At 61.8% G+C, this 22,102-nt stretch carries 26 protein-coding genes; 17 read left to right on the top strand and 9 right to left on the bottom strand.

Annotated elements, in window-relative coordinates; genetic code table 11:
- Positions 1–21 precede the first annotated feature (21 nt).
- From KYT87_RS29390 to KYT87_RS29380, 3 genes are read right to left on the bottom strand one after another with little or no spacing between them, the layout of a single operon-like run.
- On the bottom strand, positions 22–2,370 hold the full coding sequence (locus KYT87_RS29390) for a CHASE2 domain-containing protein (protein WP_219991447.1): 2,349 nt from the start codon (positions 2,368–2,370) through the stop codon (positions 22–24).
- Positions 2,371–2,380: 10 nt separating this feature from the next.
- On the bottom strand, positions 2,381–3,490 hold the full coding sequence (locus KYT87_RS29385) for a FecR domain-containing protein (protein ID WP_219991446.1): 1,110 nt from the start codon (positions 3,488–3,490) through the stop codon (positions 2,381–2,383).
- Between the two features lie 33 nt (positions 3,491–3,523).
- Positions 3,524–4,240 carry a response regulator transcription factor gene (locus KYT87_RS29380; RefSeq protein ID WP_219991445.1) on the bottom strand — a complete coding sequence of 239 codons (717 nt, stop codon included), beginning with the start codon at positions 4,238–4,240 and terminating at the stop codon, positions 3,524–3,526.
- Positions 4,241–4,499: 259 nt separating this feature from the next.
- Between KYT87_RS29380 and KYT87_RS29375 the strand changes: the two genes are divergently transcribed.
- The 17 genes from KYT87_RS29375 to KYT87_RS29295 all read left to right on the top strand — a co-directional run bounded on the left by KYT87_RS29375 (position 4,500) and on the right by KYT87_RS29295 (position 16,253).
- Entirely contained in the window at positions 4,500–5,201 is a 702-nt protein-coding gene (locus KYT87_RS29375) for a response regulator transcription factor (protein ID WP_046806042.1), read from the top strand.
- 543 nt (positions 5,202–5,744) lie between these two features.
- Positions 5,745–6,122 carry a 30S ribosomal protein S12 gene (gene rpsL / locus KYT87_RS29370; protein WP_005017264.1) on the top strand — a complete coding sequence of 126 codons (378 nt, stop codon included), beginning with the start codon at positions 5,745–5,747 and terminating at the stop codon, positions 6,120–6,122.
- A 166-nt stretch (positions 6,123–6,288) separates the two neighbouring features.
- Positions 6,289–6,759: a 30S ribosomal protein S7 gene (gene rpsG, locus KYT87_RS29365; RefSeq protein ID WP_006216561.1), complete on the top strand. Its 471-nt coding sequence runs from the start codon at positions 6,289–6,291 to the stop codon at positions 6,757–6,759.
- A gap of 18 nt (positions 6,760–6,777) precedes the next feature.
- Positions 6,778–8,880, top strand: coding sequence for an elongation factor G (fusA, locus tag KYT87_RS29360; RefSeq protein WP_046806041.1), 2,103 nt, complete (start codon positions 6,778–6,780; stop codon positions 8,878–8,880).
- Between the two features lie 75 nt (positions 8,881–8,955).
- Positions 8,956–10,146, top strand: coding sequence for an elongation factor Tu (gene tuf, locus KYT87_RS29355; RefSeq protein ID WP_006221899.1), 1,191 nt, complete (start codon positions 8,956–8,958; stop codon positions 10,144–10,146).
- A 74-nt stretch (positions 10,147–10,220) separates the two neighbouring features.
- Positions 10,221–10,532, top strand: a complete 312-nt coding sequence (gene rpsJ, locus KYT87_RS29350; RefSeq protein ID WP_003806903.1) for a 30S ribosomal protein S10 — start codon at positions 10,221–10,223, stop codon at positions 10,530–10,532.
- Positions 10,533–10,889: 357 nt separating this feature from the next.
- Positions 10,890–11,579, top strand: a complete 690-nt coding sequence (gene rplC, locus KYT87_RS29345; RefSeq protein ID WP_052946063.1) for a 50S ribosomal protein L3 — start codon at positions 10,890–10,892, stop codon at positions 11,577–11,579.
- Between the two features lie 4 nt (positions 11,580–11,583).
- Entirely contained in the window at positions 11,584–12,204 is a 621-nt protein-coding gene (gene rplD / locus KYT87_RS29340; RefSeq protein ID WP_219991444.1) for a 50S ribosomal protein L4, read from the top strand.
- Positions 12,201–12,497: a 50S ribosomal protein L23 gene (rplW, locus tag KYT87_RS29335; protein ID WP_006216557.1), complete on the top strand. Its 297-nt coding sequence runs from the start codon at positions 12,201–12,203 to the stop codon at positions 12,495–12,497. The genes rplD and rplW overlap by 4 nt, the downstream gene beginning before the upstream one ends.
- Entirely contained in the window at positions 12,498–13,325 is an 828-nt protein-coding gene (gene rplB, locus KYT87_RS29330) for a 50S ribosomal protein L2 (protein ID WP_006216556.1), read from the top strand.
- A 12-nt stretch (positions 13,326–13,337) separates the two neighbouring features.
- Positions 13,338–13,613 (top strand): 30S ribosomal protein S19, encoded by a 276-nt coding sequence (gene rpsS / locus KYT87_RS29325; RefSeq protein ID WP_006216555.1) that lies wholly within the window; start codon positions 13,338–13,340, stop codon positions 13,611–13,613.
- A 3-nt stretch (positions 13,614–13,616) separates the two neighbouring features.
- On the top strand, positions 13,617–13,946 hold the full coding sequence (gene rplV / locus KYT87_RS29320; protein WP_006227021.1) for a 50S ribosomal protein L22: 330 nt from the start codon (positions 13,617–13,619) through the stop codon (positions 13,944–13,946).
- 9 nt (positions 13,947–13,955) lie between these two features.
- Complete coding sequence (gene rpsC / locus KYT87_RS29315; protein ID WP_006216553.1) at positions 13,956–14,750, top strand: 30S ribosomal protein S3; 795 nt, start codon at positions 13,956–13,958, stop codon at positions 14,748–14,750.
- Positions 14,751–14,752: 2 nt separating this feature from the next.
- Entirely contained in the window at positions 14,753–15,169 is a 417-nt protein-coding gene (gene rplP, locus KYT87_RS29310) for a 50S ribosomal protein L16 (RefSeq protein WP_006216552.1), read from the top strand.
- Between the two features lie 11 nt (positions 15,170–15,180).
- Positions 15,181–15,372 (top strand): 50S ribosomal protein L29, encoded by a 192-nt coding sequence (gene rpmC / locus KYT87_RS29305; protein WP_003806912.1) that lies wholly within the window; start codon positions 15,181–15,183, stop codon positions 15,370–15,372.
- A 2-nt stretch (positions 15,373–15,374) separates the two neighbouring features.
- Positions 15,375–15,656, top strand: a complete 282-nt coding sequence (rpsQ, locus tag KYT87_RS29300; RefSeq protein WP_006216549.1) for a 30S ribosomal protein S17 — start codon at positions 15,375–15,377, stop codon at positions 15,654–15,656.
- Positions 15,657–15,743: 87 nt separating this feature from the next.
- On the top strand, positions 15,744–16,253 hold the full coding sequence (locus KYT87_RS29295) for a hypothetical protein (RefSeq protein WP_219991443.1): 510 nt from the start codon (positions 15,744–15,746) through the stop codon (positions 16,251–16,253).
- 35 nt (positions 16,254–16,288) lie between these two features.
- Here KYT87_RS29295 and KYT87_RS29290 read toward each other — a convergent pair whose 3' ends face one another.
- The 6 genes from KYT87_RS29290 to KYT87_RS29265 are packed head-to-tail and all read right to left on the bottom strand — an operon-like array spanning position 16,289 to position 22,000.
- Complete coding sequence (locus tag KYT87_RS29290; RefSeq protein ID WP_219991442.1) at positions 16,289–17,356, bottom strand: branched-chain amino acid ABC transporter permease; 1,068 nt, start codon at positions 17,354–17,356, stop codon at positions 16,289–16,291.
- Between the two features lie 10 nt (positions 17,357–17,366).
- Positions 17,367–18,377 carry a branched-chain amino acid ABC transporter permease gene (locus KYT87_RS29285; RefSeq protein WP_219991441.1) on the bottom strand — a complete coding sequence of 337 codons (1,011 nt, stop codon included), beginning with the start codon at positions 18,375–18,377 and terminating at the stop codon, positions 17,367–17,369.
- Positions 18,374–19,126 (bottom strand): ABC transporter ATP-binding protein, encoded by a 753-nt coding sequence (locus KYT87_RS29280; protein WP_219991440.1) that lies wholly within the window; start codon positions 19,124–19,126, stop codon positions 18,374–18,376. The genes KYT87_RS29285 and KYT87_RS29280 overlap by 4 nt, the downstream gene beginning before the upstream one ends.
- The gene (locus KYT87_RS29275) at positions 19,123–19,893 is read right to left on the bottom strand and encodes an ABC transporter ATP-binding protein (protein ID WP_104142454.1); all 771 of its coding nucleotides are present in this window, start codon (positions 19,891–19,893) and stop codon (positions 19,123–19,125) included. Before KYT87_RS29275 ends, KYT87_RS29280 begins: the two co-directional genes overlap by 4 nt.
- 15 nt (positions 19,894–19,908) lie before the next feature.
- The gene (locus KYT87_RS29270) at positions 19,909–21,081 is read right to left on the bottom strand and encodes a substrate-binding domain-containing protein (RefSeq protein WP_219991439.1); all 1,173 of its coding nucleotides are present in this window, start codon (positions 21,079–21,081) and stop codon (positions 19,909–19,911) included.
- A 22-nt stretch (positions 21,082–21,103) separates the two neighbouring features.
- Positions 21,104–22,000: an alpha/beta fold hydrolase gene (locus KYT87_RS29265; protein WP_219991438.1), complete on the bottom strand. Its 897-nt coding sequence runs from the start codon at positions 21,998–22,000 to the stop codon at positions 21,104–21,106.
- Positions 22,001–22,102: the final 102 nt, after the last annotated feature.

Genomic DNA, 22,102 nt, shown 5'->3' with positions numbered 1-22,102 from the left:
GGCGCGTCTGCGCCTGGCCGGTCAGGCCGATGGCTCGGTCGGTGCGGCGGCGTCTGAAGCCGCGTCCGGCGCCACGGGCAGGCAGAAGGTAAACACCGACCCGACGCCGATCTTGCTGCTGACCTGCACAGAGCCCCCGTGGCGCTCGGCCACGGTACGCACAAATGCCAGGCCCAGGCCGGCGCCGCCCACGTCATTCCGGTTCTCTACTCCCACGCGCGAAAACGGTTCGAACAGGCGTGCAAGATCCGACTCGGCGATGCCCTGGCCTTGATCTCGAATGGTCACGCACCAGAACCCCGGCGATGCGTCGATCGCGCACTCGATGCACGTGTGGGGAGCGCTGTATTTGATGGCGTTGTCGATCAAATTGCACAGCGCGCGCATCAACAGCGTCTGGTCGCCGCGTATGTAGGCTACGGGCAACGGCGTACGCAGTCGCAGCGTAATGCCGCGCTTGTGCGCCGACGCCCAGAATTCGTCCACGCCGTCTTGCAGCAGGCTGCCCACATCAAGCTCGACGGCGCTGATCGTCATGGATTCCGCCCGCGTCAGGTGCACGAAGTCGTCCACCAGATGCAGCGTGCGGTTGGCGAGTGTTGCGATCCGCGCAAGCGTTTCGCCCTGGCCCTCTTGGACACCGCTTTCCTGCTTCATCTCGACCAGCGCCAGGATGGAACTTTGCGGCGCGCGCATATCGTGCGAAATGAATCGCAGTGTCTCTTCGCGCTGGCGCTCGGCCTGGCGAATGCGCGAAATATCGGTCAGGGTGGCCACCGTGCCCGCAAAATCGCCTTCGGCGGTATGGATGGGGGCGCACTTCAGGATAAGGTCACGACCGGCGTAGTCGCGTACCTCCAGATCGGCGGTCCAGCGAGTCGAATCATCCGTCGGCAGTTGGCCGCGCAAGGCGTCGGCCACGCGCTGTCGCGTCGAGGCGTCGGAAATGGTCTTTTCCAGCAAGTGCGTGGCCGGGTGGCCCACGCGCGGCGGCCGCATGCCAAGCCGCTGGAAATACATGACCGCCGCCTGGTTGCGAAATTGCATGCGCCCGTCCTGGTCGAATACCAGCGTGGCATCGGGCATGCCATCCAGCCCGTCGGCCAGGAAGCGCCGCAGGTTGCGCACGCGTTCCAATGCGCGTTGAAGTTCGCCCACGCGGCTTTCCAACGACGCGTTCGGGCCGGTCAGCTGGGCCCGCGCTTCGTTAAGAACGGGCGGGTACTCACGTTGAAGCCGGCGCAGTTCGTAGTCCATGTAGCGCAAGGCGGCTTCCTGGCTGCGCCAGCTCCACAGCGGATAGCAAAGCGCAACGCCGACGAGCGCGGCGGTAGGCGCGAACCATAGGCTCGCGTATGCCAGCAGCAACCACGACGCGATCAATATGCAGGCGATCAGTGCAATGCTCACCAGCAGGGCGCGCTTGGGCGACAGGCGCCACAGCGCCAGGCAGGCGAGCAACACCGGAAGGACGGAAAACAGTGCGTTCCAGGCGGCTGCCGGCCGCTGGTAGAACAGCCCGTCGCGCCCCGCCTGCATCAGGTTGGCGATGATTTCCACGCCCGACATTCCGCTAAGGTCGTGCGACACCGGCGTCGGATATGCGTCACCCAGGCCCGTCGCCCAGGCACCCACCAGCACGTACTTGCCTCGTATTTCTTCGGGCGGGATATCGCCGCGCAACACCGCCAGGTACGAGACGGTGCGCATGTGACCCGCCGGGCCAGCGTAGGGAATCAGGATGTCGCTGCTGGGGGCGGCGCGTTGCAGAAGTCGTTCCACCTGATCTGCCTGCCCGCCGATGTCGAGCATGGACAGGGCCATGTGCATGTAGGGCGCGCCGGCGAACTGGGCAGTCAGCGAGGCTTCGCGCACCACCCCGTCCGGATCCACGCGCGCGTTGATGAAGCCGCTGGCGGCCGCGGCATTGCCCACCACCGCAATGGGTGAGGACATGGCCAAAGGATTGTTCAAACGGTCCAGCACCACCGGCAAGACGGTTCGTCCGTTACGCAACATGCTCTGGGCCAGGATGGCATCGTCGTTGGGATTGACCGTGTCGCTTTCCGCGAAGATCAAGTCCAGACCGACCGCGCGGGCGCCTTGCAGGCGGTCCATCAAGGCGGCGTGGATCGCGCGCCGCCAGGGCCATCGGCCCAGCGTCTCTATGCTGGCATCGTCAATGGCGACGATCAGAATGTCAGGGTCGGCGGGGTGCCCCGTCAGGGTCAGGGCGCGGTCGTAAAGAATCTGGTCGACGCGGCCCAAGCCATTCAATAAGCCCAGCAGCGCCGCCAGGATCCCCAGAATCACCGTCAGCCACAGCCCTGAGCGCGAGGTCCGGTCGAGGGCGTCGGTGGCATCGGCCATGGATTCGGCCCTAGTACTCGGTCAGCGTGATGAATCCGCCGCTGCCGCTGCTGACCCCAAGGCCGGACGACGTCATCAATTGATTCGCGCCTTCGAACGTTGCAACCGCGTCCTGGCCGCGCAAGCCCAGCTCGTCGACCGCGCGCACGGATACGTAGTACGTACCGGGGCCAGGGGCCCGGAACTGAATGTCGTTTGCGGCGAAACTTTCGGATGATACGGGCAGGGCGCCTTCCGCATCGCGCGAAACACGCACGAGGTAGCTTTGGGCACCCGGCACCGGTGCGAATGCGCTGGTCCATGCACCGCCGCCCCGGCGCGTGGGCTGGCCCAGTTCTGGCGCGGCCAGCAGCTGGCGCACGCCCGACATGCTGCCGTCGTTGCGCACCGCGGCGCCATAGCCGCGTGCCACCGCGACTGGCTTGGTCAGTTCGGTGCCGGGTGCGTGCGCTTGCAAGCGCACGCTGCCTTCCAACACTTCGCTTTGCACGCCACCCGCGCCGCTTTGCACGCGAAACCGCGTGCCGCGCACGCCGGTCACGGCGACCGGCGTCCGGATCTCGAAACGGCCCACGCCTTGTCCGGTGGGGGCGACAGTGGATTCAACACCGCCGCGCTGAACGTTGATGACCGAGTCGGTCAGCGCGGTGCCTTCAAACTGGCGCAGCCGGGACAATTCAACGGCCCCGCCGGCAGGTAACGTCAGCTTGGATCCGTCAGCCAACTCCAACGTGACAAAGCCGTTCGCCGAGGTCACGACCGTGCTGCCTTCGGAGACGCTCGCGCCGGCTTGCAGTGCCTTGCCGTCCATATTCGCTTGGCCGCTAACGTGCACGACGCGCGCCGGCGCGGGCCGCACCGGGATCATCGATAGCGGGATCCGCAGTTCAAGGCCGATCGGCAGTTGCTCGGGCTTGTCGACCTTGTTTACGGTTTGCAGCTGCGTCCAGTTGGCTTGGTTGCGGGTGTATTGCGTAGCCAGCTCGATCAGGGTGTCGCCCTGGCGGATGCGGTAGATGAAGTCGTCGCCCAATGCACCCGCGGGCTGGCTGTGCGCCACGCCGGACAAGGTCAGGCAGCAGAGCAGGGCAAGCGAAGAAAGCGCGCGGCAGCGGCTCATAGATCGTTTTCTCCAGGAAAGCGCGCGTAGCGTCTACGACGGGTTGGTGGCGCTGTCGTCAGTGGCGCTTATCAATTCCAACCGGTAGCCAAGCGCGTACGACGAGCTCAGGCGCACGCCGTGCTCGGGGCGGATCTGGAGCTTTTGACGGATGTTGGACAAATGCGTATCCAACGTGCGGGACGTGGCGGGAATTTCGCGATTCCAGACGCATTCTGCGAGCACGTCGCGCGACATCAGCCGGCCCAGATTGCGAAAGAAAAGCAGCGCCAGCTCAAATTCCTTGGGCGCCAGTGACACGGGGGCGCCGTGCAACGAAATGACGCGCGCCGCAGGCTCGATGCGGTAATGCGCAACCTCGAACGCATCGTTGGCCGGCTCGGCGATCTGACTGCGCCGCAGCAGCGCGGCCACGCGCGCCAGCAACTCCAGCGGGCGCAGGGGCTTAACGATGTAATCGTCGGCGCCCGCGCGCAGCCCTTCGACCAAATCATCTTCCGACGAGCGATTGGTCAAGAAGATAACCGGTACGCGCGGACCGATATTGGCGCGCAACCAGCGCACCACATCGTCACCGTCAATGTCTGGCAGGTGCCAATCCAGCAGCACCAGATCAAAATTTTCGGTGCGCAACGCGGCCAACAGATCCCGGCTCTGGTGATAACTGAGGCACGTATATCCCGCAGCGGTCAGCACTTGGTGTATGCGCCGGGCTTGGTCAAGATCGTCTTCCAGCGACGCGATTTTCATCGGAATTTCTCGCGGAGTTTTGCCACTTCTGCGCGCTCGTTGGCGGCCTGATGCAAAGGTGAGCGAATTTGTGTAAACGAATGATAACTCGGGCAAGTGAGAGTCTGGCTACGTTGTGGCAAGAACTGTCAAACATTGCAAAGTTAACGAATATTGACTGGAGTTGTTGCGTAACACCACGCCACACTGTCTCAACCGTCCCCTTCGCCGACGTCACAAACGGTCGGCAGCGGGGCTCGGGTCAGAGGTGGAATTAGCTATGAATCAATTGCGCATACTTATGATGTCGCCGGACGAGGTCGCTCGAAACGCCGCCGTGTCCGCGTTGCTGCAAGCCGGAATTTCCGCGCGCGGGTGCTCGACATCCCTTGAGCTGTTCGGATTACTCAATAGCGGCACCTACGATGCCGTGATCCTCGATGTGGGGGCGATGGGTGAAATCGGCTATGCCCTGGTTGCGCGCCTGCACGGATCTTCGTCGATGGGAATCGTTGTCACCGGACGGGGCATGTCGGTGGACAGCCGCCTGCGCTGCCTGCAAAGCGGCGCCGACGCCTGTCTGCCCGAACCGCAGGATCCGCGCGAACTCTCCTGCATCCTGCTGGCGCTGGCGCGCCGCCTGCCCGCGACACCCGACAACAAGGCGGACGAGGAGCCGGTCAACGGCCAATGGGAGTTGCGAGACCAGGGCTGGACGCTGGCTGCCCCATCGGGCGCCACGATCTCGCTGTCGGCCAACGAACGCCTCATCGTCCGTTCATTGCTGGAAGTCGCGGGCAGGGCGGTGGGCCGGTCGGAGCTGGGCGACGAGCTTCGAGTGGAAGGCGGCGGCGTGCGATCTAGCGGATCGCGCAGCATCGACGTGATCGTCAGCCGCTTGCGGCGCAAAGCGGAATTGGCGGGCGTGATGTTGCCCATCCGCACGGTGTACGGCAGCGGTTACTTGTTCGCCGACCATTAACGCCCGCCCGGAGCTACACTGCGCCGTAGGCCAAAAATACTCATGGTTTACCCCAGCACCGCAACGTCCGACGAGTGCGGCGCGGCGCGTTTCAAAGGGTTGGATCCGTCCTGCTACGTGACCCTATTTTGCGCCAGCCGGCGCTAAGTTCCTGCCTTTTTGCCGCCAACGCGCGGCGTCCGGGGGCTTACAAAATACTTTGACAGTACGCCTTGATCTCAGTTATGCTAAAGGGCTTACTGCTTTATTTCGCGCGCAAAATCTGTACGCAAAAGGCAAACAGTTCAAGAACTTAGTCCAGGATCTAAAACCAGGTGCGTCACGAGCCTTCGGTTTTGGGTCCATCTGTTGCGACTTCGTCCTTGAATGCCGGCCGCTATCAGTTTTGTGCGTTTGTCATGGTTTGTTGGCAAGCCCGCTCTTTTACGTATATGAACGTTTGAGGCGGTTTTGCGCGAACTGCCTTCTCCGAGAGAATTCACTGCTTGAGGAGACGAGTACGTAAGTACTTACCAGTGGTACGTAAAAGGGATTTCAAAGGTCATGCCTACCATTAGCCAACTCGTGCGCAAGCCGCGCGAAGTCAGCATCATCAAAAGCAAGAGCCCCGCGCTCGAAAATTGCCCGCAACGCCGCGGCGTGTGCACTCGCGTGTACACCACCACCCCCAAGAAGCCGAACTCCGCTCTGCGCAAGGTTGCCAAAGTGCGTCTGACCAACGGTTACGAAGTCATTTCGTACATCGGCGGTGAAGGCCACAACCTGCAAGAGCACTCGGTGGTTCTGGTGCGTGGCGGTCGTGTGAAGGACTTGCCCGGTGTGCGTTATCACATCGTGCGCGGTTCCCTCGACCTGCAAGGCGTCAAGGATCGTAAGCAAGCCCGCTCGAAGTACGGCGCCAAGCGCCCGAAGAAGGCTTAATAACGAGTCAGCAGTAACCCCGCGTGGCGGAAGCCCGTCACTAGGGAAGTGCGACCGCGCCCTCCGGCTTTTGGGAAGGAGCGCGGCACGTAAGGGGTCGTCCCAATGGGCGGCCATGGCCGTGTAATGAAACACGGTTCAACTGAACAGACACAAGGAAGCAACAATGCCCCGTCGTCGCGAAGTACCCAAGCGCGAGATTCTGCCCGATCCCAAGTTCGGCAGCGTCGAGCTCGCCAAGTTCATGAACGTCGTCATGCTGGACGGTAAGAAGGCCGTCGCCGAGCGCATCGTCTACGGTGCCCTCGAGCAAGTGCAAACCAAGACCGGCAAAGAGCCGATCGAAGTTTTCAGCCTGGCGATCAACAACATCAAGCCGATCGTCGAAGTGAAGAGCCGCCGCGTTGGCGGTGCCAACTACCAAGTGCCGGTTGAAGTGCGCCCCGTGCGCCGCCTGGCCCTGGCTATGCGTTGGCTCCGTGAAGCCGCTAAGAAGCGTGGCGAGAAGTCGATGGATCTGCGTCTTGCTGGCGAACTGATCGACGCCTCCGAAGGTCGTGGCGCCGCGATGAAGAAGCGCGAAGACACGCACAAGATGGCAGAGGCCAACAAGGCCTTCAGCCATTTCCGCTGGTAATTTAAGGACTAATCCACCATGGCCCGCAAAACCCCGATCGAGCGCTATCGCAACATTGGTATCTCTGCGCACATCGATGCAGGGAAAACCACCACGACCGAACGTATCCTGTTCTACACCGGCGTCAATCACAAGATTGGCGAAGTGCATGATGGCGCAGCCACCATGGACTGGATGGAACAAGAGCAAGAGCGTGGCATCACCATTACGTCGGCAGCTACGACGGCGTTTTGGCGTGGCATGGCGAAGAACTATCCCGAACACCGCATCAACATCATCGACACCCCGGGTCACGTGGACTTCACCATTGAGGTGGAACGTTCCATGCGCGTCCTGGACGGTGCTTGCATGGTCTATTGCGCGGTGGGTGGCGTTCAGCCGCAGTCCGAAACCGTGTGGCGCCAAGCCAACAAGTACGGCGTGCCGCGTCTGGCCTTCGTCAACAAGATGGACCGCACCGGCGCCAACTTCTTCAAGGTCTATGACCAGCTGAAGAACCGCCTGCGCGCCAATCCCGTGCCGATCGTGATCCCGATCGGTGCCGAAGACACGTTCCAAGGCGTGGTCGACCTGGTCAAGATGAAGGCGATCATTTGGGACGAAGCCAGCCAAGGCATCAAGTTCGACTACCACGATATTCCCGCCGAGCTGGAAGGCCTGGCCAACGAATGGCGTGAAAAGCTGGTTGAAGCCGCCGCTGAGTCGTCGGAAGAGCTGATGAACAAGTACCTGGAAACGGGTTCCTTGGACGAAGCCGAAATCAACCTGGCCATCCGCCAACGCACCATCGCTGGCGAAATCCAGCCGATGCTGTGCGGCACCGCCTTCAAGAACAAGGGCGTGCAGCGCATGCTGGACGCGGTCATCGACTACCTGCCTTCGCCCGTGGACATTCCCGCGGTTGACGGCCAGGACGACGATGGCAATCCCGTCACGCGTGAAGCGGACGACGGCGAGAAGTTCTCGGCACTGGCATTCAAGCTGATGAGCGATCCGTTCGTGGGTCAATTGACCTTCGTGCGCGTTTACTCGGGCGTCCTGAAGTCGGGCGACACGGTCTACAACCCCATCAAGGGCAAGAAAGAACGTATCGGCCGCATTCTGCAGATGCACGCGAACAACCGCGAAGAGATCAAGGAAGTGTTGGCAGGCGACATCGCCGCCGTGGTGGGTCTGAAAGACGTGACCACCGGCGAAACGCTGTGCGACACCGACTCGCACATCTTGCTCGAACGCATGATTTTCCCCGAGCCCGTGATTTCGCAGGCCGTGGAACCGAAGTCGAAGGCTGACCAGGAAAAGATGGGTCTGGCGCTGTCGCGTCTGGCTCAGGAAGATCCGTCGTTCCGCGTGCGCAGCGACGAAGAATCCGGCCAAACCATCATTTCCGGCATGGGCGAGCTTCACCTGGAAATTCTGGTCGACCGCATGAAGCGTGAGTTCGGCGTTGAAGCCAACGTCGGCAAGCCGCAAGTGGCCTACCGTGAAACCATCCGCAAGACCTGCGACGAAGTTGAAGGCAAGTTCGTCAAGCAGTCGGGCGGCCGTGGCCAGTACGGTCACGTGGTGCTGAAGGTCGAGCCGTTGCCTCCTGGCGGTGGCTACGAATTCGTGGACGCCATCAAGGGCGGTGTGGTTCCTCGCGAATACATCCCCGCGGTGGACAAGGGCATTCAGGAAACGCTGCCTTCGGGCGTGTTGGCTGGCTACCCGATCGTCGACGTCAAGTGCACGCTGTTCTTCGGTTCGTACCACGATGTGGACTCGAACGAAAACGCGTTCAAGATGGCCGGCTCCATGGCATTCAAGGAAGGTCTGCGCAAGGCCAGCCCCGTGCTGCTGGAACCGATGATGGCCGTTGAAGTCGAAACGCCGGAAGACTACGCTGGTACCGTGATGGGCGATCTGTCCTCGCGTCGCGGCATGGTCCAAGGCATGGACGACATGGTCGGTGGCGGCAAGACCATCAAGGCTGAAGTTCCCCTGGCCGAGATGTTCGGTTACGCCACGAACCTGCGTTCGTTGACGCAAGGTCGTGCCACGTACACGATGGAATTCAAGCATTACTCCGAGGCTCCCAAGAACGTCGCTGACGAAGTCATCGCCGCTCGGGCCAAGTAAATAACCCTAGCCAGGTCCGCCCATCCGGGTGGCCTGGCAGATTCAAGTTTCCTTGAAAGTTAAAGGATAGAGATCATGGCAAAAGGCAAGTTTGAACGTACCAAGCCGCACGTGAACGTGGGTACGATTGGTCACGTTGACCACGGCAAAACGACGTTGACGGCAGCTATCACGACCGTTCTGTCGAACAAGTTCGGTGGCGAAGCCAAGGGCTACGACCAGATCGATGCGACTCCTGAAGAAAAGGCTCGCGGCATCACGATCAACACCGCCCACGTCGAGTACGAAACCGAAGCGCGTCACTACGCTCACGTTGACTGCCCGGGCCACGCTGACTATGTGAAGAACATGATCACGGGCGCGGCGCAAATGGACGGCGCGATTCTGGTTGTGTCGGCCGCTGACGGCCCGATGCCGCAAACGCGTGAACACATTCTGCTGAGCCGCCAGGTTGGCGTGCCGTACATCATCGTCTTCCTGAACAAGGCTGACATGGTTGACGACGCCGAGCTGCTCGAGCTGGTGGAAATGGAAGTTCGCGAACTTCTGTCCAAGTACGACTTCCCGGGTGATGACACCCCGATCGTCAAGGGTTCGGCCAAGCTGGCGCTGGAAGGCGACAAGGGCGAACTGGGCGAGCAAGCCATCATGGCTTTGGCCGCTGCACTGGATTCGTACATCCCGACGCCCGAGCGCGCCGTGGACGGCACGTTCCTGATGCCGGTTGAAGACGTGTTCTCGATCTCGGGTCGTGGCACGGTGGTGACTGGCCGTATCGAACGCGGCATCGTCAAGGTCGGCGAAGAAATCGAAATCGTGGGCCTGGTGCCGACGGTCAAGACGACTTGCACGGGCGTTGAAATGTTCCGCAAGCTGCTGGACCAAGGTCAAGCTGGCGACAACGTGGGCATCCTGCTGCGCGGCACCAAGCGTGAAGACGTCCAGCGCGGCCAAGTGTTGGCCAAGCCGGGCTCGATCACCCCGCACACGGACTTCACGTCCGAGGTGTACATCCTGTCCAAGGAAGAAGGCGGCCGTCACACTCCGTTCTTCCAAGGCTATCGTCCCCAGTTCTACTTCCGCACGACGGACGTGACGGGCACGATCGAGCTGCCGGCCGACAAGGAAATGGTTCTGCCGGGCGACAACGTGGCCATGACGGTCAAGCTGTTGGCTCCCATCGCCATGGAAGAAGGCCTGCGTTTCGCTATCCGTGAAGGCGGTCGTACCGTCGGCGCCGGCGTCGTCGCCAAGATCCTGAAGTAATTCGGATCACTTAAGCAGCACACAACCAGCGAGGGCGCCTCGTCGCCTTCGCCTCTCGTTCTTTAGGAAACGCCATGAAAAACCAAAAGATCCGTATCCGCTTGAAAGCATTCGATTACAAGCTGATCGATCAATCGGCCGCTGAAATCGTCGACACCGCCAAGCGTACCGGCGCCGTCGTCCGCGGCCCGGTGCCGCTGCCCACGCGTATCCGTCGCTACGACGTTCTGCGTTCGCCGCACGTCAACAAGACGTCGCGCGACCAGTTCGAAATCCGTACGCACCAGCGCCTGATGGACATCGTTGATCCCACCGACAAGACCGTTGACGCTCTGATGCGTCTGGACCTGCCGGCCGGCGTCGACGTCGAAATCGCGCTGCAGTAAGGCGATTCGGGCCTGCTACCTTCGCCGGTAGGCTCGATAAGAATGGCCGTGTTCCCAAAGGAATGCGGCCATTTTGTTTTGGTCGGGGCAACGCCGTCCAAAGTGTGGCAAATATGCGCGCGTGCGCATGCCTTTAAGCCGCTAAGTGCTTGTGCTGCCTGAAAAAATCATGCTAATATGCCAAGCTTGCCATTTTGTGGCAAGTCTAACTATGGGCGGATTGGCTTGAATCCCTTTGCTGCAAGGCAAGGCGGCCTATAAGGCAATACCAACCAGGTTGAACATAGTCGTAGGGCAAAGGCCGTTACCTTTTGCCTGATTAGCCCTGACCAATCGCAGTCAGGAATGGAGAAAACGATGTCGAATTCGACACCCACGCCCGCCGCTCACCGGCTGGGGCTGGTGGGTCGCAAGGTCGGCATGACCCGCATTTTTACCGAGGAAGGTGAATCCATCCCGGTAACCGTGCTGGACGTGTCTAACAACCGCGTGACCCAAGTTAAGTCGCTGGAAACCGACGGCTACGCCGCGATCCAGGTGGCTTATGGCACTCGTCGTGCCTCGCGTGTGGCTCAGCCGCAAACGGGCCACTACGCCAAAGCCGGCACTGAAGCCGGTAGCATCCTCAAAGAATTCCGCCTTGATCCCGCCCGCGCTGCTGAATTTGCAGCCGGTTCCGTGATTGCCGTGGAATCCGTGTTCGAAGCCGGCCAACAGGTCGACGTGACGGGCACGACCATTGGTAAAGGCTTCGCCGGTACCATCAAGCGTCACCACTTCGGTTCGCAACGCGCGTCGCACGGTAACTCCCGTTCGCACCGCGTCCCGGGCTCGATTGGCCAAGCTCAAGATCCGGGCCGCGTGTTCCCGGGTAAGAAGATGGCTGGTCACCTGGGTGATGTCACCCGCACCGTTCAAAACCTCGACGTCGTTCGCGTTGACGTTGAGCGTGGCCTGCTGTTGGTCAAGGGCGCTGTCCCCGGCCACGCTGGCGCCGACATCGTCGTGCGCCCGGCCATCAAGGCCCCGGCCAAGAAGGGAGCGTAAGTAAATGGATCTCAAGCTCCTGAACGACCAAGGTCAGGCCGCTGCTACGTTCAGCGCGCCCGATACGATCTTCGGCCGTGACTTCAACGAAGCGCTGATTCATCAGATCGTGGTGGCTTTCCAAGCCAATGCCCGTGCCGGCAACCGCGCTCAGAAGGATCGTGCCGAAGTTAAGCACTCGACCAAGAAGCCCTGGCGCCAGAAGGGTACCGGCCGCGCACGCGCTGGTATGACTTCGTCGCCGCTGTGGCGTGGCGGTGGTCGGATTTTCCCGAACTCGCCCGAAGAGAACTTCAGCCAGAAGGTCAACAAGAAGATGTACCGCGCCGGGATCCGTTCGATCTTGTCGCAACTGGCTCGTGAAGACCGTATCGCCGTTGTCGAATCGTTTGATCTGGAATCGCCCAAGACCAAGGCTGCTGCTGCAAAGCTGAAGAGCCTGGGCCTGGACTCGGTCCTGATCATCACCGACAGCGTTGAAGAGAATGTTTACCTCGCCACCCGCAACCTGCCGCACGTTGCTGTTGTCGAGCCCCGTTATGCCGATCCGTTGTCGCTGGTCCACTACAAGAAAGTGCTGATCACCAAGCCGGCCATCGCTCAACTCGAGGAGATGCTGGGATGAACGCTGAACGCTTGATGCAAGTCATTCTGGCTCCGATCGTGACCGAAAAGGCCACGTTCGTCGCTGAGAAGAATCAGCAAGTCGCTTTCCGTGTCGTGGCTGACGCTACCAAGCCGGAAATCAAGGCTGCCGTCGAACTGCTCTTCAAAGTGCAGGTCGAGTCCGTGCAGGTCCTCAACCGTAAGGGCAAAGTCAAGCGCTTTGGCCGATTCGTTGGCCGTCGCCGTAATGAGCGCAAGGCTTACGTGTCGCTCAAGGACGGCCAGGAAATCGACTTTGCGGAGGTGAAGTAAATGGCCCTCGTAAAAGTTAAGCCGACATCGGCTGGCCGCCGTGGCATGGTGAAGGTTGTTAGCCCGAACCTGCACAAGGGTGAGCCCTACGCGCCGCTGCTGGAAAAGAAGACCCGTGGTTCTGGCCGTAACAACAACGGTCACATCACGATCCGCCACCGTGGTGGTGGTCACAAGCAACACTACCGTGTCGTCGACTTCCGTCGCGACAAGGACGGTATCCCGGCAAAGGTCGAGCGTCTGGAATATGACCCCAACCGTACGGCGCACATTGCTCTGCTGTGCTACGCCGACGGCGAACGTCGTTACATCATCGCTCCGCGTGGTCTGGAAGTGGGTGCTACCTTGCTGTCGGGCACCGATGCTCCGATCCGCGCTGGTAACACGCTGCCGATCCGCAACATCCCGGTGGGTACGACGATTCACTGCGTCGAAATGCTGCCTGGCAAGGGTGCTCAAATGGTCCGTTCGGCCGGCGCTTCCGCCGTCCTGCTGGCTCGCGAAGGCATCTACGCTCAGGTTCGTCTGCGCTCGGGTGAAGTTCGCCGTGTGCACATCGAATGCCGCGCCACCATTGGTGAAGTCGGTAACGAAGAACACAGCCTGCGCCAAATCGGCAAGGCCGGTGCAATGCGTTGGCGTGGTATCCGCCCGACGGTTCGTGGCGTTGCCATGAACCCGGTGGATCACCCGCACGGTGGCGGCGAAGGCCGTACCGGTGAGGCACGCGAGCCGGTCAGCCCGTGGGGCACCCCGGCGAAGGGTTTCAAGACCCGTCGCAACAAGCGGACGAACAATATGATCGTCCAACGGCGCAAGCGCAAGTAAGAGGCGAACACTATGTCACGTTCGATCAAGAAAGGCCCGTTTGTCGATGCTCACCTGATCAAAAAGGTGGACACGGCCGTCGCGGGCAAAGACAAGAAGCCGATCAAGACCTGGTCGCGTCGTTCCACGATCCTGCCCGAGTTCATCGGTCTGACGATCGCGGTCCACAACGGCAAGCAACATGTCCCCGTGTACATCAACGAGAACATGGTCGGTCACAAGCTGGGCGAGTTCGCGCTGACCCGTACGTTCAAGGGCCACGCTGCGGACAAGAAGGCGAAGAGGTAAGCGATGGAAACTACTGCCATTATCCGTGGGGTGCACATCTCGGCACAGAAGACCCGTTTGGTTGCGGACTTGATCCGTGGCCAGAAGGTCGGCCGTGCCCTGGAAATCCTCACCTTCTCGCCGAAGAAGGCTGCCGTCATCCTGAAGAAGGCTGTCGAGTCCGCCATCGCCAACGCCGAGCACAACGACGGCGCCGATATCGACGAACTGAAAGTCACCACGATTTTTGTGGACAAGGCTCAGTCGATGAAGCGCTTCTCCGCTCGCGCCAAGGGCCGCGGCAACCGTATCGAGAAGCAGACCTGCCATATCACGGTCAAGGTCGGAGCTTAAGGAGTCACGATGGGTCAGAAAATTCACCCCACTGGGTTCCGTCTCGCGGTCACCCGTAATTGGTCCTCGCGTTGGTTCGCCGACGACAAGGCCTTCGGCACGATGCTTGCCGAAGACATTCGCGTTCGCGAGTACCTGAAAAAGAAGCTCAAGAGCGCCTCCGTTGGTCGCGTGATCATCGAGCGTCCGGCCAAGAATGCCCGCATCACCGTCTACTCGGCTCGTCCGGGCGTGGTGATCGGCAAGCGCGGCGAAGACATCGAAAGCCTGAAGGCTGATCTGCAGCGTCTGATGGGCGTGCCTGTGCACGTCAACATCGAAGAAATCCGCAAGCCGGAAACCGATGCTCAACTGATCGCCGACTCGATCTCGCAACAGCTCGAGAAGCGCATCATGTTCCGTCGCGCAATGAAGCGCGCGATGCAAAACGCGATGCGTCTGGGTGCCCAAGGCATCAAGATCATGAGCTCGGGCCGTCTGAACGGTATCGAAATTGCTCGCACCGAGTGGTATCGCGAAGGCCGTGTGCCGCTGCACACCCTCAAGGCCAACATCGACTACGGCACCTCCGAAGCCCACACCACGTATGGCGTGATCGGCATCAAGGTCTGGGTCTACAAGGGCGACATGCTGGCTAACGGCGAATTGCCGCCGGAAACCGCTGCCCCGCGCGAAGAAGAACGTCGTCCGCGCCGCGCTCCGCGTGGTGATCGTCCGGACGGTGCTCGCACCGGTCGTCCGGGTGGTCGTGGTCGTGGTGGTCCCCGCAAGGCGGACGCTGCTCCGGCGCCTGAAGGAGAATAACCATGCTGCAACCCTCTCGCAGAAAGTATCGCAAAGAGCAGAAGGGCCGCAACACCGGTCTGGCGACTCGTGGTACCCACGTGTCGTTCGGCGAATTCGGTCTGAAGGCCACCGGCCGTGGCCGTCTGACCGCTCGCCAGATCGAAGCCGCTCGTCGTGCTATCAATCGTCACATCAAGCGTGGCGGCCGTATCTGGATTCGCATTTTCCCGGATAAGCCCATCTCGCAAAAGCCCGCCGAAGTCCGTATGGGTAACGGTAAGGGCAATCCTGAGTACTGGGTCGCTGAAATTCAGCCCGGCAAAGTGCTCTACGAAATGGAAGGTGTGAGCGAAGAGATCGCGCGTGAAGCTTTCCGCCTGGCCGCTGCCAAGCTGCCGATTTCGACCACGTTCGTCGCGCGTCATATCGGTGCTTAAGGAGTACTAACATGAAAGCTAGCGAACTCCGTTCGAAAGACGCCGCCGAGCTCGGCAAAGAGCTCGAAAGCCTGCTGAAGGCACAATTCGGTCTGCGTATGCAGAAGGCCACGCAGCAACTGGCCAACACCAGCCAGCTGCGCAACGTGCGTCGCGACATTGCGCGCGTTCGTACCTTGCTGACCGAGAAGGCAGGGAAATAAACATGAGCGAAACTCAAAACACCCAAGTGGCCAAGCGCCAGCGCACGCTGGTTGGCAAGGTCGTCAGCAACAAGATGGACAAGACTGTCGTTGTGCTCGTCGAGCGCCGCGTCAAGCACCCCATCTTCGGCAAGATCATCATGCGCTCCGCGAAGTACAAGGCGCACGATGAATCGAACCAATACAACGAAGGCGATACGGTTGAAATCGCTGAAGGCCGTCCCATCTCGCGCTCGAAGTCGTGGCGTGTGGTGCGTCTGGTTGAAGCCGCACGTATCATCTAAGTGATGCAGTCATCGGAACGGTTCGCCGTTCTGATATAAAACGGCAAGGGCTAAACCCCTTGCCGTTTTTTTTTGTCTTTGAGATCCATGCCGAGTCGAGTCAGCAACGTCCTGCGCAGTATCGTCACGGCCCATGCGCTTGGGGCCGCCTTGTGCCTGGCCGGCGGGGCCGCCGCGCAAGCCGTGAACACGGGCCAAGCTGCCCCTTCGGCGCCGTCGCCCGATGACGCCAGGACCGGTAAGAACGTCTTGAATGCGGGACCCGAGCCTCGGGTCAAACCGCCTTCCGGGTCCCGCGACCATGCAGCCATCTTCGGCTCGGAAGACGAGGACGAACAGGCCTTGGCGTCGCAGGAGCAGACGCTTGAAAACCAGCGCAATCAGCTGCTGATGCTGGAACGCCTGTTCACTCAGAAGCCCGCGGGCGCCGGGACTGCGCCGCCGGCGATGATGCCGTTGAACTCCGGCTCGACGATGCGGCCTTTGCAGCCCACGCCCTCTGGCTCGCAGCTTGATAGAGGCAAGATCGACGACATGCAGCGGCGCGTCGACGGTATGCGCCGCGACGCGGAATCGATGCGCCCGGGCGGGAAGTAGCCACTGCTAGCGCGCGCAGGCGGCGCCATCGGGCATCAGCGCCGCCGTGCGAACTCGCGCAGGCGCCCCGCGATCCCCGTTGGAAAGTAATACACCGACACGACGAACAGGATGCCCAGCCACAGCAGCCAGCGGTCCGGTTCGAACAGCAACGCCAACGGCGCCACGCCGGTCACCGCATCGTGGAGGACGTGCAGGCCATCTTGAAGATAGCTTTGCGCGAACACGAACAAGCTGGCGCCGACTATCGCGCCATACATCGTCCCCATGCCGCCGATCACCAGCATCAGCAGAATGTTCAGCATGATTTCGAACGACAGCGAAGTGTCCGGCCCGTTGTAGCGCAGCCATAGCGCGTACATCGCGCCGGCCAGCGTGGCGAAGGCGGCGGCAAGCAGGTTGGACAGGCTGCGATACAGCACGGTGCGATAGCCGATGGCTTCGGCGCGGAAGGGGTTCTCGCGGATCGCTTGCAGCACGCGGCCGAACGGGGAATTGACGATGCGCAGCAGCAGCAGGAACAGCACGACGCAGACAGCGGCGATCAAATAATACGTAATGATGCGGCCGTCGATCGTGACGCCTAATACGGGTTCTGACAACGGTCGGAACGCGGGGCGAAGCAGTTGCGGCATCTTGAAGTTAAGGCCGTCTTCGCCGCCCGTCAGCGTGGACAGTTGCGAGACCAGCGTCTGGAAGGCGGCAGCCACCGCCAAGGTGATCATGGCGTAGAAGATTGCGCGCACACGCAGGCTTGCCAAGCCGATCAGCAATGCAAAGGCCAGCGACACAAGCAGGCCCGCGCCCGCGCCGGCGAACACCGCCGTCCAGCCGGGCTCCATGCGGATGCTGGCGATTGCCACGCCATAGGCGCCGATGCCGAAGAACATGGTGTGCGCAAAGCTGACGATGCCGGTATAGCCCAGCAGCAGGTCATAGCTGGCCACCAGGATGACGAACACCAGGATCTTGGCCGCCACGGCCAGCGACTTGGGGCCGGGAAAGAGAAACGGCGTGGCAAGCAGCAGGACGACAATCACAATCAGCGCCAGCGCCAGCAAAGGGCTGCGCGGCGGGTCGCCGGAGAGCAGGCGGAATGACATGTCGCGGTTCCTAACGGTTGGTGACCGGATACACGCCTTGCGGCCGCCACAACAATATGGCGACCATCAGGGCGATGTTCGAGAACAAGGCCGCCTTGGGGACCAGGAAGCCGGTGTAGTTGGCCATCAAGCCAACCAGCAGCGCGCCGATCAGGCAGCCCACCGTCGAGCCCAATCCGCCAATCATGATGACGATGAAGATCAGCACGTTTACCTGCGCACCCAACTGCGGCACGATGGATTGCTGATACATGCCCCACAGCACGCCGCCCAGGCCGGCCAGCATGGACCCCGCCACGAACACGCCCACGAACAGGTGCCGGATGCGATAGCCCAGGCTTTCGACCATTTCCCGGTCTTCGACCCCGGCGCGGATCAGCAGCCCCAACTTGGTCCGGTTCAGCAGCCACAGCATGCCGCCCAGCACCAGCACGCCGACTGCCAGCGCGACGATGCGAAATTTCTCGATCGCGGCATCGCCCAGCAGGAACGCGCCGCGCAGCGCCTCGGGCAGCGGGAGCGACAGCGTCTGCGGACCCCAGATCATCTTGATGATCTCTTCGCCGATGATCATGCCGCCCATGGTGATCAGGATCTGCTTCAGATGCTGGCCGTACACCGGCCGCACAATGACGCGTTCAAAGGCCAGGCCCACCGCGCCGGCCACAAGCATGCCCACGATCATGGCCGGCAGTACCGCAACCATGTTCGTCCACAGGCTTGCCGTCTGCGTCCAGTCGGACATCGACCCCAGCACCGTGGCCGCCATGTACGCGCCGATGGCAATGAACAGGCCATGGCCGAAGTTCAATACATCCATCAGCCCGAACACCAGCGTCATGCCCGAGGCGACGATGAAGATGATCATGCCCATGGCCAGACCGGCCAACGTCAGGGTGATCCAGGTCGAAAACGACCCGACCAGCGGCAGCGCAAGCGCGGCCAATGCGACCACCAGCAGCACGGGGCGCAAGTCCGCGCGCACGCGTGGCAGTGGGGTATCGATATCCAAGGTGCTCATTGATGGCTTCCCAGCGATAGGCCCAGCAGGCGGGTCTGTAGCGCCTCGTCTTGCGCCAACGTCTGCATGGCGCCCGCGTGGACGATACGGCCGTCGTCCATGACGGCGACATGGTCGCCGACCCGACGCGCAAAGTTGAAGTTCTGCTCAACCAGCAAAATGGTGGTGGACGCCTGCTTGAGTTCGATGAAGGCGTCGATCATGTTCTGGATGATGGCGGGCGCCAGGCCCTTGCTGGGCTCGTCGATCAGCAGCAGCCGGCGCGGTTCGATGATGGCGCGCGCCACGGTAAGCATCTGTTTCTGGCCTCCGGACAGCTTGCCGGCGGGGTGTAGCCAGAACTTCTTCAGTGCCGGGAAGAATCCGAAGATCCATTCCAATCGCGCCGTGTCCAACTGCGCCTCGGTTCGGGCCTGGCGCGCGGCCAGCAAGATGTTTTCCTTGACGGAAAGGTCGGCAAAGATGCCCATGTTCTCGGGTACGTAGGCCATGCCCATGCGCGCCATGTCGGGCGGCGATGTGCGGGTGCCCGGCCCGCCGACGGGCGCGCCGTCAAACCGCACCTGGCCTTGCGAGGCGCGCCACAAGCCCATGATGGTGCGCAGCGTCGTGGTCTTGCCCGCGCCGTTGCGGCCCAGCAGCATGGTTACCGCCGACGCGGGCACCGCGAGATCGACGCCGTGCAGGATGTGATACGCACCGATGTGCGTGTGCACGTCCTTCAATTCAAGTAGCGGCGGTGCGCTCATGCGGGGTTCTCCACGGGCGCGATACCCAGGTATGCCTGTTGCACGATGGGCGAGGCGATGACAGCGGCGGGCTCGCCATCGGCCATCAATTGGCCGTTATGCAGTACGACGATGCGGTCGGCCAATTCACGCACCACGTCCATCTTGTGCTCGACCAGCAGGATTGTTTTCGAGGGGTCGGCTTTCAGTTCGCGAATCAGCTCCAGCACCACGGGTACATCGTCCACGCTCATGCCGGCCGTGGGCTCGTCAAACATGAAAACCTGCGGCTCCAGGGCGATCAACATGGCGATTTCCAGCTTGCGCTGATCGCCATGCGGCAGGTCGGCCGCAGCCTGGTCGCGGCGTGCCGACAAGCGGGTACGTTCAAGCAGCGCATCGGCGCGCGCCAGCAGTTTGCGATCATCGTCCCAGGTTCGCCAGAAGCGAATCTGACGCCAGCTTAGACCTTGTTGGCGCGATTGCAGCGCCAGCCGCACGTTCTCGTGCACGGACAGGCGCGGGAAAAGCTGCGTCAGCTGAAATGCACGGCCCAGCCCGGCGTGCATGCGCGCAGGGGCCGATAGCGACGTCAGGTCGCGCCCGTTCAGACTTACCGACCCTGCGCTGGCACGCAGCTGGCCAGAGATCAAGTTGAAGTAGGTTGTCTTGCCCGCGCCGTTGGGGCCGACAATGGCCGTCAGCGTGCCCGGCTCGTAGCGGCAACTGACGTTGTTGACGGCCACGTGCCCGCCGAAGCGGATCGTAAGCGATTGGGTTTCCAGCATGGCGGCGACCGGCCTTCAACGCTTGTTCTGAATGGGCACATTCATCTGATCGGGCGTGATTTCCTTGACCAGATCCTGCACGGCCCACGGCACGGAAGGATCGTTCTTGATGCGGAAGTGGTACATCGACTGCATCGCCTGATGGTCTTCGGGGCGGAACGTCATCTTGCCCTTGGGTGTATCGAAACTCATGCCTTCCATTGCCTTGATGAGCGTGTCGGTGTCGGCGTTGCCCGCGGTCTTGTTCAGCGCCGCCACGATCGCGATGCCCGAAGACATGCCGCCGGCCGTGAAGAAGTCGGGCGGCTGCTCGAAGCGCTTCTGATGTTCGGCAACCAGCCAATCGTTGATGGGATTCTTCGGAATGCCGTAGTAGTAATACGTGGCGCCTTCCATGCCGGCCAGGGACTTCAGCGGCGTCATCGCGGCCAGTGTGTTGCCGCCCGTGGCAATTTCAATGCCGAAGCGCTTGGGGTCCAGGTCGGCTATCTTGAACGGGTTGCCGGCGCCGGCCCACAGGATGAAGATGATCTTGCGGCCGGGCTTGTCTTTCAACGCATCAAACAGGCGCTGCGCGCCGGCGGTGAAGTCCGTGGCGTTGGCCGGCAGATATTCCTCGTGCACGATCTTGGCGTTTTTCAGCGCACCCTTGAAGGCCTTAACGCCGTCACGGCCAAATGCGTAGTCTTGCGCCAACATGGCGATGGATGTGCCCGCCTGGTCGAACGCGACCGCGTTGGCGATGGCGTCCTGCGACGAGTTGCGGCCGGTGCGGAAAATGTACTTGTTCCATTTTTCGCCGGTGATCGAATCCGCGACGGCGGGCTCGACCAGCAGGATCTTTTCGTATTCCTCGGCGATGGGCAGCATGGCCAACGCGACGCCTGACGACGTGGGGCCCACCGCGATGTCGGCATTGTCGTCCGCATAGGCCGACGCCAGCTGCGCGCGGGCAACGTCGGGCTTGCCCTGGTTGTCCTTTTCAATGACGCGGATCTTGCGGCCAGCCACGGTCATCGTGCCTTGCGTGGCGTACTCCAGGCCCAGCATCAAGCCGTTCTGCGTCTGTTTGGCATAGGCCTCCAGCGGCCCGGTCTTGTCGTACACGTGGGCGACGACGAAATCCTTGGCGGCGACCGTCGAGGTCATGCAAAGCGCCGCGAGCGCGGCGAGCAGTATGCGATTCATGGGAAGTCTCCTGGTATCAGTATCAACGGGCGCAAGCGTTCGCCGTGTGATCCGGCGTGGCAAGAAATTGGCGGATGGCGTCGATCTGCGGCGCGACGTTCAATGCGGGGGCGTGGCCACAGTCGGGGAAGTCGATGCGCGTTGCACGCGGACCGCGCTGCGTCATGGCATCAGCGACTTCCGGCAGCAACAGGTCGGACTGCGCGCCGCGCAGCAACAGCACCGGCATGCGCAGCGAGTCGTAGCCGCTCCAGCGGTCGTAGTCATTGGGATGATGGCGAAATTGGCCGACGATGGCGGGGTCGTAATGCGGCGTGACGCGGCCATCGGGAAGCCGGCGGACCGACGTCTCGGCCATGCGCCGCCATTGCGCATCGCTTTGCCACCCATAGGGCTGGTAGGCGACGCGCAGCCAGGCTTCGAGTTCGGTGACGGTATCAAAGGCGGGCGGGTTGCCCGCGTACGCCAGGATGCGTTCGATGGCCGGCTTGGGCAGCTCGGGTCCGATGTCATTGACCACCAGATGCGAGATCCGGTCGCGCAAGGTGTTGGCGGCCGCGTGTATGCCGGTGGCGCCGCCCATCGATGTGCCGACCCAGCGCATACGGGTAAGCGACAAGGCATCGGCCAGCGCGCGCGCCAGCCTTGCATAGAAATCCAGGCAGTATTCGGCCGCCGGGTCGGGGCTCCATTGCGACAGGCCGCGGCCGATCGTGTCGGGGCAGATGACGCGGTAGTCACCGGCCAGCGCTTCTGCCAGGTCGTCGAAGTCGCGGCCGGTTCGAGCCAGGCCATGCCACATGATGATGGGCGGCGCGTCGGGCGCGCCCCATTCCATGTAGTGCAGCTCGCGTCCTTCGCAACGTACATAGCGCGAAACGGGCGTGTGGCGGGCGGCCGTTGCGGGCTCGGTTGCCATGAGTCTCCTCCCGGGTTGTCCAGGTTGTGTGCTTATCGGGCTGAATATAGACTTGCGCCAGACGCATCGACAATGCGCCGCGCACCCCAGGGCAGGGTGAGT

The sequence above is a fragment of the Achromobacter sp. ES-001 genome (assembly GCF_019448355.1).
In the GTDB taxonomy this organism is placed as follows: domain Bacteria; phylum Pseudomonadota; class Gammaproteobacteria; order Burkholderiales; family Burkholderiaceae_B; genus Achromobacter; species Achromobacter spanius_B.
This window is presented reverse-complemented; position numbering and strand designations above follow the sequence as displayed.